Annotated in this window: 6 protein-coding genes; 5 read left to right on the forward strand and 1 reads right to left on the reverse strand. The window is 35.3% G+C overall.

Annotated features, from left to right (window positions below; all coding sequences use genetic code 11):
* Positions 1 to 27 precede the first annotated feature (27 nt).
* Positions 28 to 1,260, reverse strand: coding sequence for an HD-GYP domain-containing protein (locus ACPUVN_RS02760; RefSeq protein ID WP_426369917.1), 1,233 nt, complete (start codon positions 1,258 to 1,260; stop codon positions 28 to 30).
* A gap of 258 nt (positions 1,261 to 1,518) precedes the next feature.
* On the opposite strand from ACPUVN_RS02760, the gene ACPUVN_RS02765 reads away from it, so the two are divergent.
* The 5 genes from ACPUVN_RS02765 (at position 1,519) to ACPUVN_RS02785 (ending at position 14,813) form a co-directional block, all read left to right on the forward strand.
* On the forward strand, positions 1,519 to 3,960 hold the full coding sequence (locus ACPUVN_RS02765) for a TonB-dependent receptor (protein ID WP_426369918.1): 2,442 nt from the start codon (positions 1,519 to 1,521) through the stop codon (positions 3,958 to 3,960).
* Positions 3,961 to 4,101: 141 nt separating this feature from the next.
* The gene (locus ACPUVN_RS02770; protein ID WP_426369919.1) at positions 4,102 to 5,793 is read left to right on the forward strand and encodes a tetratricopeptide repeat-containing sulfotransferase family protein; all 1,692 of its coding nucleotides are present in this window, start codon (positions 4,102 to 4,104) and stop codon (positions 5,791 to 5,793) included.
* Between the two features lie 229 nt (positions 5,794 to 6,022).
* Positions 6,023 to 7,690, forward strand: coding sequence for a hypothetical protein (locus ACPUVN_RS02775; RefSeq protein ID WP_426358124.1), 1,668 nt, complete (start codon positions 6,023 to 6,025; stop codon positions 7,688 to 7,690).
* A 73-nt stretch (positions 7,691 to 7,763) separates the two neighbouring features.
* On the forward strand, positions 7,764 to 10,469 hold the full coding sequence (locus ACPUVN_RS02780) for a TonB-dependent receptor plug domain-containing protein (protein ID WP_426358123.1): 2,706 nt from the start codon (positions 7,764 to 7,766) through the stop codon (positions 10,467 to 10,469).
* Positions 10,470 to 10,844: 375 nt separating this feature from the next.
* Positions 10,845 to 14,813, forward strand: coding sequence for an EAL domain-containing protein (locus tag ACPUVN_RS02785; RefSeq protein ID WP_426358122.1), 3,969 nt, complete (start codon positions 10,845 to 10,847; stop codon positions 14,811 to 14,813).
* Positions 14,814 to 14,826: the final 13 nt, after the last annotated feature.

The following is a 14,826-nucleotide window of genomic DNA, read 5'->3' on the forward strand; positions in this document are numbered from 1 at the left end:
ACTTATTTCATGTCTAGATGAGTGCAATCAGGTAAGAATTTTTCTAATCACTTTAGCGATATTAATTTGATAATCTTCAGGTCGTGCCGCCGTTGTAATACTTAGAGCTTCTTCATCTAGAATATATTTTTTAGACGTTATATTTGCACCAACTTTAGTATTATAAAAAGCAATAGCTGTTGGGTTTAATGGGTCGTTTCTATTACCCTCAGTAACAATAGCCAAGGTTTCATTAGAAAGTTTTACAAGTGAGCCAACCGGATGTACGCCAATATATTTAATAAACTGCTGTACTAAACTGCGATCAAATTTTTCATTTTTAGAAATTAAATAGCGTAGAGCATTAATAGGCTGTTCACCTTTTTTATAATGCTTGTTTCCTGTCATCGCATCATACACATCAACAATAGCTGTAATTCTCGCAAGTTTAGATAACTTAGCTCCTTTTAACCCTCTAGGGTAGCCAGAACCATCTAAACGTTCATGATGATTAACCAACATATCAGTAGTAATTTTATTACTTAAACCATCGTTACTACATATTTGATGACCCCATAAAACATGCTTTTCAACTAGCGTTTGCTCATTAGTGGTTAGCTTTTCTTTCTTGTTTAATATGGCTTTAGGTAGTTTAGCTACACCTACATCATGTAGTAGTGCGCCAATCGCTATTTGTGTTGCAGTTTCTTTTTTCATGCCAATAAATAATGAAAACCCACACACTAAAATAGCGGTATTAATGGCATGTTCCCATTGGTAAGTATCTTTCTCTCGGATTCTCGTTAGTATCGAAATTGCATATTCATTTCTTAGAATTGAGTCGGTAATATCATTGGCTAATTCGTTAATCGCGGTAATATTTATTTTTTGGTCGGCACTAATATCATCGAATATTGCTTTAATGGTATTGGTAGCATTGTCATAAACTTTGCAAGATTGATGGAATTCTTCGGCAACAGTTACTTTTTTAGGAGTTGGCTGGGGTATTTTTTCAGGACTATCTGCATCGATACTTGTAGGTGTTATTTCTTCTTCTGGTGTTTCATCTATTGTACTTTCTTGAACCATATCTGCAGCTTTATCATTTCTGACAAAAACATCAGTTACACCTTGTTCTTTTAATTGTTTAATTATGCTATCGGACTTTACTAAGCCTTTGGTTTTTATTTTAATAAAGCGATTTTCAGATTTCACCTCTAAAACATACATGCCAAGTTTTAACTCTTTAACAGGAATTAATTTCGACAATGTGTTTTGCATAATAATCCTTCAATATTTAATTGCTGTATGTATTTTAACGTTCGTCAGAAGTCGATATAATACCCCCAACATAAGACAATAATAGTTTGTCTTTTAGATTTAGGAAGTAAATCTGTGTTTATATACACAAAAATTGTAACAAATGACTTTTATTCTGAGCTGTTATAACTAAATTTACATAAAAATAATAATATTTAGTCGCTTCGTTATAAAAATTGTTTTATTACTGGCTGTAAACAATCCATCTCAAGGGAAAACATGATTAACAACATTAACTTATTTAAAAAATCAGCTATTTTTATAGCGTTAAGTTCAACTATTGCTGCTCCGAGTTTTGCATTTGCCGAAGAAGCAAGTGAAGCTAAAGTTCAAGGTATTGAGCGTATTCAAGTAACGGCGTCACGTCGCTCTTTAAGCATACAAGAAGCACCTTTGAACATTACTGCTTTAGATAGCGATATTATGAAAGATCAAAATATCAGCGATTTAAGTGAAGTTGCTCGCTGGGTTCCAGGTTTATCTATTCCTGATCAAGGTGGCCGTGGTCAAAATAATATTATTGTTCGTGGTTTGAGTACTAACTCAACAGGTGCTTTATCGGATGGCGGAACAGTAGCGACTTATTTTGGTGAACAACCTTTAGACGTTGATGTTCGTTTAATTGATGTTGAACGTGTAGAAGTATTAATTGGTCCTCAAGGTACGTTATACGGTGCAGGTACATTAGGCGGAGCAATCCGTTACATCCCTAAAAAAGCTGAACTTGATGTAACAAGTGTTGAACTTTCTGGTGACTTATTTCAAGGTGCAGAGTCTGACAACCTTGGTGGTGAAACTAGCTTTGTTATAAATACTCCATTAATTGAAGATGTTTTAGCGCTACGTGCATCATTTAATTATTACAATGACCCAGGCTTCATTGATTATGGCTACACAGTAATAGAAGGTGGTGTTTCTAACCCTGATCCAGATTGGAATGACCCTCAAGATGTTAGCGATAATATTCGTTCTGTAAAAGATGCGAATGGCGAAGAAATATTAACAAGCCGCATTGCATTACGTTGGACACCAACAGATTGGTTAGATGGGACATTAACGTACCTTTATCAAAAAAGTGATGTTGAAGGTCGTAGTGTTACTAATTATCAATCATTAGCTCTTGATAACCCATTAAGAGATGTTGTGGGTAAGTACGAGTCAGCTGAAAGATATTTAACACCTGAAGAAAACAAAGACTCATTAATCAGCTTAGAAATAACTGCTGATTTAGGTTTTGCTGAATTAGTTTCTGCAACAGGTTATTCAGAGCATGAAAATGAAGGTCAACGAGATCAAACTGACCTGTTATATACCTTAAATTATAGCTACGAAACGTTTCCAACGTTTTCTGCCTTCACACGTGAAACAGAAGACTTCGACAGCTTTACACAAGAAATTAGATTGGTATCACAGTCAGATTCAGACTTATCGTGGATTGTAGGTGGTTACTACAACAAGACGAATGAATTTGCTTTAAGTGAAGAATACACTCCTAATTATCCTTTTTCAAATCGTGCTGATGATCTAGAATATTTAGAGCTAACAGACGATGAGTCAGTTGAAAAAGCAATCTTTGGTGAGCTAAGTTACCAATTTACAGAGCAGTTTAATGTGACTTTAGGTGCTCGTTTTTATGAGTATGATATTAAAATAGCATCAGCTTCAACTATTCCTTTTATACATGGAGATGAACGTGTTGCATTTGATTCTTTAACATTTAAATCCGATAGTATTCAAGCAGGATCAAGTGACGGCGACGGAAGTTTATTTAAAATTAATGCTAGCTATCAACTTACGCCAGATGTTATGTGGTATGCAACCATCAGTGAGGGTTTTCGTCTAGGTGGTTCTAACGGTATTGCTGCTTGTTCTGGCGATGATCCCAAATTATGTGCATTACCTTATGAATTTTCTTATGAACCAGATACTACAACTAACTATGAGTTAGGTTTCAAGAGTACATGGCTTGAAAATAAATTCCATTTCAATGCAGCAATCTTTAATATTGATTGGGACAAAGCGCAAGTAAGTGGTGCTGCTACTGAAAATGGTGGGTTACCATACACTTCAAACGCTGGTGAAGCGAACAGTAAAGGTGTTGAAATTTCGTCTAGAGCTATTTTCTCAGATAACTTCTCAGCTTTTGCTAGTTATGCTTATGCTAAAGCAGAATTGAAATCAGATGTATTAGGTTTCTTTACACAGCTAGATCCTAGCGACCCTGCTTATCTTGAGTATTCAGTATTAGACGGAGATCGTCTTCCAGGTAGTGCTGAGCACCAATTCTCACTTGGTTTGAATTATTCGCAAGAAGTATTCAACGATAAAATGTTAGATGTTATTTATGGTGTTACAGCACAAAGTGATATTTATTCTTCAGCGGGTTTACGCTCTGAAGGTGAAAAATTACCGGGTTATGCGATAAGTAATTTGTCAGCGACTATCTCTGATGATGCATGGTCTGCAACCTTATACATTGATAACTTATTTGATAGATATGCATATTCTGCTTCGCGTAGTTCAGGTCGTGATGCTGGTTTTGCTGAATTCCCAAGTCAAATAAATAACCCTGGTACTATTAATCAATATCGTTCATTTTCGCACTATGTTGTACCACCACGTACGATAGGTATTAAAGTTAATTACGCGTTTGATATGTAATTTACTTTTTTGAAATAGTATTTTTTAAAGCATTCTATTTGTTTAAATAGAATGCTTTTTTATTTTAATACATACTATAAATTCATGATTAACAGTACTCTTACTATTAACAGTAATTTCCTAAACTATTGATGATTTAACATGACCCAACGTATTTCACATCTTCATAAGCAAGCATTACAAGCGCTAAATAATAAACACTATCAGCAAGCCCATGGTTTGCTTATAACTATATTACAGCAAGACAAATGCTTTGCGGATGCCTATTTTCTGCTAGGCATTATTGCGTGTGAACATGGAAATAATGAGAAGGGCATTCAATTATTTGAACAAGCTTTAAAAATTGCCGAACATTTTGAATCTATAGATAAAAGTGAAGCTACACAGACAAATAAAGAGCGCAATCAAACGGTAATAAATAAAACAGAATACTTAGCCCATCTAGCTAAAGCTTATTCACTGATCATAGAACCGATTAAAGCTAAGCACTATGCCGATTTAACTTATAAAGAGATTAATAAACATAGTAGTGCTAGTAGCCAAGATAATACTAATCAATATCACAAAGCCTCTGCATTAACGTTAGACACTTTAGGTGTTGCTTATAGTAAAGTAGGTTTACATAACCAAGCCGTTCCACTATTTGAACGAGCAATAGAGCTTGATGGAAATAACCCTAACTACTATTTTAATTTAGGGACTTCACAAGTCTTTATCGGTGACTTTAAGGGCGCACAACAGTCTCATGAAAAAGTGATCCAGCTCGCTCCATCATTTACTAAATCGTACACAGCATTAAGTGCTTTAGGTAAAGTAAACACAGGCGCTTATAATTTACCGTCCATGAAGTTATTGTTTGATAAGGTAAGTGAGGCTGATGAAAAATTACATCTTGGTCATGCGATAGCGCGAGAATATGAAGCGCTTAACGACTATGACAACGCATTTAAATACCTGTCTTTAGCTAAGCAAGCCAAACTTGAATCTATCGATTATAACTTTGCTGATGATCAAGCTATGTTTGAGAGTTTATTTGAGAGTTTTTCTCATTCAGGTACCTTAGCAACACACCAATCAACAGATAAACAGTCGAGCAATTCAGAAGCCATATTTATTGTTGGTATGCCAAGATCGGGTACTACTTTAGTTGAGCGTATCTTGTCTCAGCATTCAGAAGTTACAACCGCAGGTGAGCTTGAGTATTTTTCATTATTAATGAAGAAAATGAGCCAAACAACCACTCAAAGAATTCTTGATAAAGAAACTATTGAAGCTGCTCAACAGATAAATTTTGAAGAGTTAGGAAAAGCATATATAGATAAAACGCGAGTTCTCACAGGTAGTACCGCAAAATTTATTGATAAAATGCCATTAAATATTTTATATGCTGGCTTTATCTTACAAGCACTGCCTAACGCCAAGATTATCTGTTTAGATAGAAGTCCACTCGATACCATCATGAGTAATTTTAGGCAGTTATTTTCAGCTAATTCATATAACTATAATTATGCCTACAATTTAGAAACGACGGCTAAATACTATACTTATTTTAAAAAGCTTGCTGATTTTTGGTTAGAAAAATATCCTGATAATTTTTATCAAATTAACTATCAAGACCTTGTTAATAACCCTAAATTACATGCTAAGAAACTGGTTGAATTCTGTGAATTAGATTGGCAAGAGGCATGCTTACATATCAATAGTAATGCTGCACCTGTAGCAACAGCCAGTGCCATTCAAGTAAGGCAACCTATAAATAATAAATCTATCGATAATTGGAAAAAATACGAACAATATCTCAGTGAAGTAAAAAGTATTATTAATAAACCTTAAACCTTAAAAGTTTATTCATTTGTAATATTTGACACCTTGAGTGCCTAATTATAACTCTATGTAATTATTGGATATTTACGTCTGTGTAATCTGGCTGTCATCTTTCCTAAATAAAAAATACATATTTCTAAAACATTTCTGTCATTTTCCCCCCGTAGTATCTCCGCAACTTTAGTTTAAACCTTATTTAAACGTTAATTAAAACAATAAATACTGCGGAGCAGAAAACATGCAAATGAAAACATTATTTCAAGTAAGTGCACTAACAGGTGCGTTAATGCTAGCTGGTTGTGGTGGAGACATTAACATTCAACCAACTGTAAACGACAACAGTGTTACTACAACCACCACAACAAATACTACTGACACAGACACTGGTACAGATACAACAACTAACCCTTGTGCAAGTCGTGGTGATTTACAAGGTGCGTATAACGGTACTGATTGTGAATACAGCGTTTCATTTGCAAGTAAAAATGTTGAAGTTGAAAACGATATTGAATTTTCAAAACTAGATAACGACGGCGTACATGTATTAAATGGTGCGCTATTGATTGGTAACGATTGCGATACGACAACGTCTTGTACTATTGAAAATGACGGTCCTACATTAACGGTAGAAGCAGGTGCTACTTTAGCATTTACTTCAGGTGAAGCGATTATTCGTATAGCTCGCGGCGCTAAGATTGATGCCATAGGTACGTTTGAAGATCCAATCATCTTTACTTCAGCAAACGCTATTGCTCGTCATGATGCTGTTGGTAATGGGGCTCAATTTGCTGATTGGGGCGGAATTATCATTAACGGTTTTGGGTTAACTAACCAATGTACTAACGCTCAACGCGCAGCAGAAACATGTAACGTTGTAACTGAAGGTGTTACTAGCTACTTCGGTGGTAACGACAATGCTGACGATAGTGGTTCTATCCAATATGCCAAAATTTGGTATGCAGGTTCAGGTCCTAAAGTAGGTGGTGACGGTGATGATTTAAACTCACTAACATTAAATGCCGTAGGTTCAGGTTCATCTTTTGACTTCTTACACATTCACCAAGGTTATGATGACGGTATCGAATTTTTCGGTGGTGCTGCAACTATTAGTCACATCGCTGTAACAGATACTCAAGATGATGCGATTGATATTGATGGTGGTTGGCAAGGTAAAGGTCAGTTTATCTTTGTTAAACATGGCTCTGTAGAAACTAAATCAGAAGTTGTTATTCCATCTGACGGTACTGACCCAGAAAGAGTGATTGCTGCAGGTTCAGAGATCTACATGGGCAACAACGGTTTTGAAACTGACGGCGAGAAGAATGGCGGCGCTGACTATGATGAAGCTCCTGCTTCTAATCCAATCATTGCTAACGTAACGGTTATTACTACCGATGAAAAATCTGTACGTGACCAAAGTGCTTCTCAGGCCATTAAGTTTGACGATGCAATTATGTCTAACTACTACAACACGTTATTCGTAAAAACTGATGGCACAAATGGTACTACATGTATCGAGCATTCATCAGACGGTGAGCAAAATGCTGATTCAATTATATTTACTTCTTCAGTAATGGCATGTGTAAATGAATTTAAAGGCGAGCAAACTTTTATCTCTGGTAAAGAGCCTGCAGCATTAACAGGTACTGCTAAAGCTGATTGGTTTGATAACTTAAGTTCAGGTTCTGTTTCAAGTGAGCGTATCGCTTCAACTTCATCAGTGTTATCTAATGACTTTGCTACAGATGTTGATTCTGCTGATATCACAGTAACAGCAACAGATGTAACAACAATAGATAGCTTCTTCGAAGAAGCAACATACATAGGTGCTGTTTCAGATGCTGATACAACATCTAACTGGTACAAGTGGGTTGATGCTGCTGTAACGGCTGCTGACCAAGATTAATCATTATCTTTTCAATAGCAAATAGGCGCTTAACGGCGCCTATTTTTTAGATGATTAATTAGGATGAAATAAAATGAATATTCAATATAAACTAAAAACAATTAGTTTAGCGGTAAGCTTAGGATTAGGTTTAGCAGTAATACCAACATCGTTATTTGCAGAAGAGCAAAATAATGAAATGGAAGAAGTTGTTGTTAAAGCAAGTCGTTTACAAGGTAGCGCTGCAGCAGTTGTTGAAGAAAGAAGAAATCAAGCCTTTGTGGCAGATATTTTAGGCTCTGAACAAATGTCTAAAACGGGTGATAGCGATGCTGCATCAGCATTACGACGCGTAACAGGTTTAACATTAGTTGACGGTAAATTTATTTATGTACGTGGTTTAGGTGAGCGTTATTCAAGTGCTCGTTTGAACGGAGCCAGTATTCCTAGCCCAGACTTAACACGTAACGTTATTCCTCTTGATATTTTCCCTTCAAGTATCATTGAAAGCTTATCGGTTCAAAAAGCCTTTTCTCCATCAATGCCAGCTTCTTTTGGTGGTGGTGCTATTGATATTCGAACGAAAACAGTTCCTCAAAGTTTTACAGGTAGTATTGAACTAGGTGTTGGCTACGATAGTGAATCAAGTTCAGGTTACACATACGATCGTAATGGTAGCGGAGTTCCACAAGCTTTAAATGAAGCGATTGTTCATTACAAAGGAGACTTTAGTTTACGTAACATCATTCTTACCGATAATTTAGCTGACACAGATACCAGCACAAGAGCTGAACAAGCAGCGGTAATTAATGGTGATTTATTAAAGAGCTTACCTAGAAACTTAGTGATGAAAGATGAATCTCTTGATCCGACTTATAACATTAAAGCGAGTTTAGGTAATTCATTTGATGAAAACTACTTTGGCGGTAGAGTTGGATTTTTAGCCGCGTTAACTTATGACAAAACCCAAATCAACACGCAAAAAACCTCATCGGTGATCAGCGAAAATTTAGTTGAAAACTGTAGCTCGGTGTTACTTACACAAGAAGACGTAACAAACTCTTGTTACAACACAACAACATCTTCAGATGTGATGACAGATAACAAACGTTTAAGTGGTGTATTTAATCTAGGTTACGAGTTAGATAGTCAGCTAGGAAAGCATAAATTATTATGGTCTAACATCTACTTAAAAGATGCCGAAGATGAAACCTCTGTTAGTGTTATTGAAAGCCCGAACGGAAGTACGATTAATACCATTGCAAGTAACGGTGTCGCTCAACGCGAACATCAATTTACCTATGAAGAGCGTGAGCTTGAAATCATGCAATTTATTGGTGAACATACTTTTCTTGATTACGGGGGCTTAGGGTTTGATTGGCAATACACAGATTCGGAAGCAACCACTGAAGTACCTACAGATATTGAATACAAGTTTATCGATCGTTATGTTGATAGTGAGTATGTTAGCTCTTCAATAACAGGTGATGACAACCGTATTGTAGCGTCATATTTAGACTTACAAGACAACGTAACATCATATAGCGGTAACTTAACTTTACCTATTTACTTAACCGACCTTGAGTTGGAATTTAAACTCGGTTACGACTTTGCTGATAAAGGTCGTTATTACACCACATCTAGCTTTGGTGTAAATAACGATACTGGCGTTACTATCCCTGTAAGTACTGGTGAAGATAATATACTGTCAGCAACCGGTTATTTAACTGATGACCTTATTGATAATAATAGTATTTTCATTGATTTTAATGAGCCTTCAGCTCCAGATGCTGACGATTATCTTGCGGGTCAGAAAATTGATGCGGGTTATGGTGCTTTTGATATTTTTTATAAAAACATTTGGCGTGTAAGTGGTGGCATAAGATGGGAAGGTTTTAAGCAGGTCTCAATTGCCACCTCAAGCTTAATCTTTAATGGTGATGACCTAAATATTTTCTTCTCAGAAGATAAAATTGCAGAAGGAACTATTCAAGAAGATGATTACTTTTCATCACTCGCGCTTACTTATATGGGCAGTGAAGATTATCAATTACGCTTAAGTTATGGTGAAACAGTTATACGCCCAGACTTAAGAGAAGTAGTACCTGTAGCGTATTTTGATCCATTAACCGATATTCGTACGGTAGGGCGTGTCGATTTAGAAAGTAGCCCAATTACTCATTACGATGCTCGTTATGAATCTTACGGTCAAAATGGTGATAACTATTCAATAGGGCTTTTTTATAAAGACATCGAAAAACCTATCGAATCAATATTATCCGTAGGTGACCAAGATTATAGTTTAGGTTTTGTGAATGGTGAAACAGCTAAAGTATATGGCATTGAAGCTGAATGGTTGTATGATCTTTCTTGGATGAGTGATGGGTTCTTTACTTCAGGTAACATTACGTTAAGTGATTCTGAAGTTGAAATTGACCCTGCTTTAGCAGGTAACTTAACCAATGCAACTAAACGTATGAGCGGGCATTCACAGTACGTCGCTAACTTACAAATGAGCTACGATTCAGCTAATGGTCTGCACAGTAGTTCATTAGTGTATAACGTATTTGGTGAGCGTATTCTTGCTTCAGGTGTTAGTGGTTCAGACGATGCTTACGAGCAACCGTTTCATTCATTAGATTTAGTTTATACCTACTATCCAGACTTTAATTCTAAAATTAAGCTGAAGGTTAAAAATTTATTCGATGAAGATCAAGAAGTCACACAGTCTGATATCGTGGTTCGCTCAAAAGCTATTGGTGTCAATGTAAGTTTAAGTTATACCTACGAGTTTGAATAATTAGGTATTCTAAATTCAAACTTTAATTTACTTTAAAAATTAATAAAAGGTCGCTTCATTTATTTGAAGTGACCTTTTTTATTGTGTGCTTTTCAGCAGTTTTCATTTGAAACCTCCATTCATTGCTGTTTATACTTATCTTTTTTACTACTTATCCCTAGTTTAGGTGACTTAATATCTAAAAATAATTATCACTAAGGATAAAGTTGGTGTATAAATTAAAAAAGACTATGATTAGTTAATCCACTAATTTATTTACACTATTTTCGTTTAGGTGATGTTATCAGCCAGAATATTTCTAAGGATAGAAAGTCTCATACTCATTACTTTGTGTGGGTATTCCTGTTTTTTTTAGCGCTTTCCTCGTTTCCTTCATTGGCAGCTATATTTTTTCAAGCTGAAAAAGCTGAAACTATTAGCAACTTCCGCGCAATTCCTATCTATTTATCTGAAAATAAAGTACAAGCATATACTCGTCATTCTCATGAAGATAGCCATGGCTATTTATGGTCAGCAGGTAGCGCTGGGTTATTAAGATACGACGGATATAAAAACAAAAAGTTTGATTTTCAAGAGTCTACAAATGAAACAGATGGAGGCGTTCCTTATATATTCACTGATAGTAGGGGGAGCTTATGGATCGCAAATACTTATTTGTATCGCTTCGATGATAAAACTGAAAAGTTTGAAGCCTTTTCTTTAGGTAAACAATATCGAATTACGACCATGACTGAAGATGCAGAAGGTAATTTGTGGCTTTTTAATTCAAATTCAGATGTATTCAAATTTGATATCACCTTAAATAAACTCATCAGCACCCCATTTTATAATGAAACCATTGATAGTTTTAAAATAGTTAAAAGTAGTGTTTACGACAAAGCTAATCACACTATTTGGTTTACGTCAGAACAAGGGGTTTATGGATTTGATCTTCTAAATGAAAAATTAATTAAAGTAACTACCCTTATTGATAAATACTTTTTGAACTTTTTAATTCGTGATATGACCTTGGATGCAAAGCGAAATACCTTATGGGTTGGAACACCTAAAGGTGCTTTGCGTATAAACACCATGTCACTTGAGGTGAAGCTTTATACAGCTGAAGATTCTTACGGCAGTTTACCTATTTCTGATGTAAGTGTTACCTTCGTTGATTCAGCCAATAATGTATGGTTAGGTTTAGAAAAAGCAGGTCTTTGTGTTTTTAAACATTTGTCTGAAACCTTCATGTGTATAGAAGCTTCTTTAGATGGAGAATACAAATTACCCGTAGCGACAGTCGAAGATATTAGCGAAGATAGTAATGGTTCTCTTTGGTTATCTATGAATCAATATGGTCTGTTTCGTCTTACACCAGACCTTGAAAAATTTAATAAAATGCGAGATAGCATAACGAATTCAGATAAAGGTTATTTTAAAAATTCCTTTGATGGAATTGTCAGAGAAAATAAAGATATATGGATAGCAACTGATGGTGGCGGAATAAATATATTTAACTATCAAACGGGTATTTATAAATCGATTAAACATGATCCCAAAAACCCTAATTCGCTTTCCTCTAATTCAGTTATATCCCTTACCGAAGATGAAAATGGTTTTATTTGGGCTGGTACCTGGGCTGGAGGAGTTTCTAAAGTTGACCCTGAAACTATGATGGTTGAACGCTTTATTAATTACCCTGATGCTCTTAAAGATCAAACGATAGCGGGCAATAATGTTTTTGTTGTTGAGTCTGATCAAAAGGGCGGTATTTGGATAAGTGTTTGGGGTTGGGGATTGCAGTATCTTAATGTAGAAGATGGTCTGTTTACTAACTTTATCTATGGTGAAGATAAAGGAGAACACACAATACAGAATACAGAAATATCTCACTTACAACTTTTCAATGAACAGTTATGGATAACAGGTAAAGAAGGGCTTGAAGTTTTAGATATAAAAACTCAAACCTTTAAAATACTTTTAGACACCGATGACTTCGGTTTTACTTTTGTTTGGGTAAAATCATTGGAAGAAATATGGATAGGAACTTTTAATGGTCTTATCCGTTTCAACGCAATTACAAAAGCGAAAAAAGTTTACACAACGGAAGATGGTTTGCCGAGTAATGAAATATCTTATCTTAGAATGAGTGATAATAATCGAGTATGGGTTGCAACGAGTAATGGTTTAAGTGTGCTAGATTTAAGCACAAATGAGTTTACTAATTATACAAAAAAAGAAGGTATGGTTGGTAATCAAATGAGCACTCATGGTGAATTTATTGAAGTTGAAAACTTATTATATGTCCCAAGTAAATCAGGCATAACTATTATTAACCCTGACGAAATGCCCAATAATCATCACAGACCTAAAACTATTATCAGTGATATAGCGTTTATTAATCCTGATACTTTTATTACAGACCGTTCCACAGAAAATAAAATAAAAATTCCGATTAGTGCTAACAGCATCAAGTTTGAATTTGTCGCCTTAAACTTTATTTTTCCTGAATATAATCAATACAAATATAGATTAATTGGTTTGCAAAGTGACTTTGTGCAAACTAAATCCAACGAACGCTTTGCTCGTTTTACAAACTTACCCGCAGGTGATTATACCTTTGAAGTATACGGTGCTAATGGTACTGGCGTTTGGGATAATGATGGCGATAGCTTTTCATTTACTATTTTACCTGCCTGGTGGACAACCTGGTGGGCTAAGCTATTGTTCTCTATTTTATTTTTGATGTCTGTTTTTCTGATTTATAAGTGGCGATTTTCTCTTAATCGAAAAAGGGAGAAAGACCTACAACGCATGGTTGAAGACAAAACCAATCAGCTGCAATCTTATGCGACTGAATTAAAAAGAACGAGTCAGAGCCTAGTTAACCTGAACAGTGAACTAGAGAATCGTGTAGAGAAAAGAACTGTCGAACTTAGATCAGAGATTAATGAACGAAAAACAGCTGAAGCGAAGCTCTTTTATATGGCATTCCACGATTCATTAACTGGCTTACCTAACCGAGAGTGGATCATTCAATATATTGATAGATTACTAACGCGTTGCCAAGAAGAGCCTGATTTAAGTTTTGGTGTAATGTTTTTAGATGGTGACCGATTTAAACAAATAAACGATACATTAGGTCATGTTATTGGAGACCAATTATTAAAAGCATCAGCTAAACGTTTATCTGATTTATTGAAAGAAAATCAATATGTAGGTCGTTTAGGTGGAGATGAGTTTACTGTTATTGCTGAATCTAGCCAAGAGCTTGCTTTCGAAACTTTAGCTCAAGAGATTATTGATGAATTTAAGAAACCATTTTTATTTGATAATCACACACTATATTTCAATGTCAGTATTGGTATTGTTAAGTGTGATTCGCATTATAAAGATGTTCCTGAAGTACTTCGTAATGCAGACATTGCTATGTACAGAGCAAAAGATCTAGGTCGTGGAACTTACCAATTATTCGATAAACAAATTCAAAAGAAAACACTTGAAATAGCCGAGCTGGAAGCCCGATTACGTGTAGCCGTTGAAGAATGTAATTTTCATTTAGTTTATCAACCGATTATAAATTTAGAAACTGGCTTAATTCAAGGTTTTGAAGCCTTAATCAGATGGCAACATCCAGAAAAAGGGTTAATTTCACCCCTTACTTTTATTCCTATTGCAGAAGAAACAGGCTTAATTTGGGATATAGGGAAATGGGTACTTAAAGAAGCTTGTAAGCAAACAAAAAAATGGCACGATATGGAATTAGGGTTTTATCCTAATATCTCAGTTAACTTATCCACTAACCAAATCCGTAATGCAGACTTTTTGAAAATGCTTGATGAAACTATTGAAGATACCGGCATTGATCCTAAGTATTTGAAGCTAGAGTTAACAGAGTCGGTGCTTATAGAAAACAATCATGCCTTAAGCTTACTTTATGAAGCATTGCACGATCGTAAAATAGATTTAGCGATAGACGACTTTGGTACTGGGTATTCATCTCTGGCTTATTTAAATGAAATTCCGGTACAGTTTTTAAAAATAGATAAAGGCTTTGTTGAAGTTATCGATCAAAATTCTGACAGCGAAATTAATCAAGACGCTTTAGAAGTGATAAAAGCTATTATATCTTTAGGTCAAAGTTTACGTAAGCAGGTGGTCGCAGAAGGTATTGAAACCAAAACTCAGTTGTCTGCACTTATAGAACACGGTTGTGATTTTGCTCAAGGGTATTTTATGTCAAAACCTTTATCGGCAGAAGATGCGACTAAAGTGATTCAATCTAAAAAAAACATAGCTGACGGCGGTGTTAATATCCCTAAAGAAGAATATGTTAATGAATATATTTCTCGTTCTGAAAAATAATTAAGTGGCTTGT

Origin of the sequence: Pseudocolwellia antarctica, from assembly GCF_049933045.1 — a bacterium.
In the GTDB taxonomy this organism is placed as follows: Bacteria; Pseudomonadota; Gammaproteobacteria; order Enterobacterales; family Alteromonadaceae; genus Pseudocolwellia.

Bases quoted from the DNA above. Each gene is read 5' to 3' on its own strand.
- ACPUVN_RS02760 (WP_426369917.1), bottom strand. From the start codon at position 1,260: ATGCAAAACACATTGTCGAAATTAATTCCTGTTAAAGAGTTAAAACTT.
- ACPUVN_RS02765 (WP_426369918.1), top strand. From the start codon at position 1,519: ATGATTAACAACATTAACTTATTTAAAAAATCAGCTATTTTTATAGCG.
- ACPUVN_RS02770 (WP_426369919.1), top strand. From the start codon at position 4,102: ATGACCCAACGTATTTCACATCTTCATAAGCAAGCATTACAAGCGCTA.
- ACPUVN_RS02775 (WP_426358124.1), top strand. From the start codon at position 6,023: ATGCAAATGAAAACATTATTTCAAGTAAGTGCACTAACAGGTGCGTTA.
- ACPUVN_RS02780 (WP_426358123.1), top strand. From the start codon at position 7,764: ATGAATATTCAATATAAACTAAAAACAATTAGTTTAGCGGTAAGCTTA.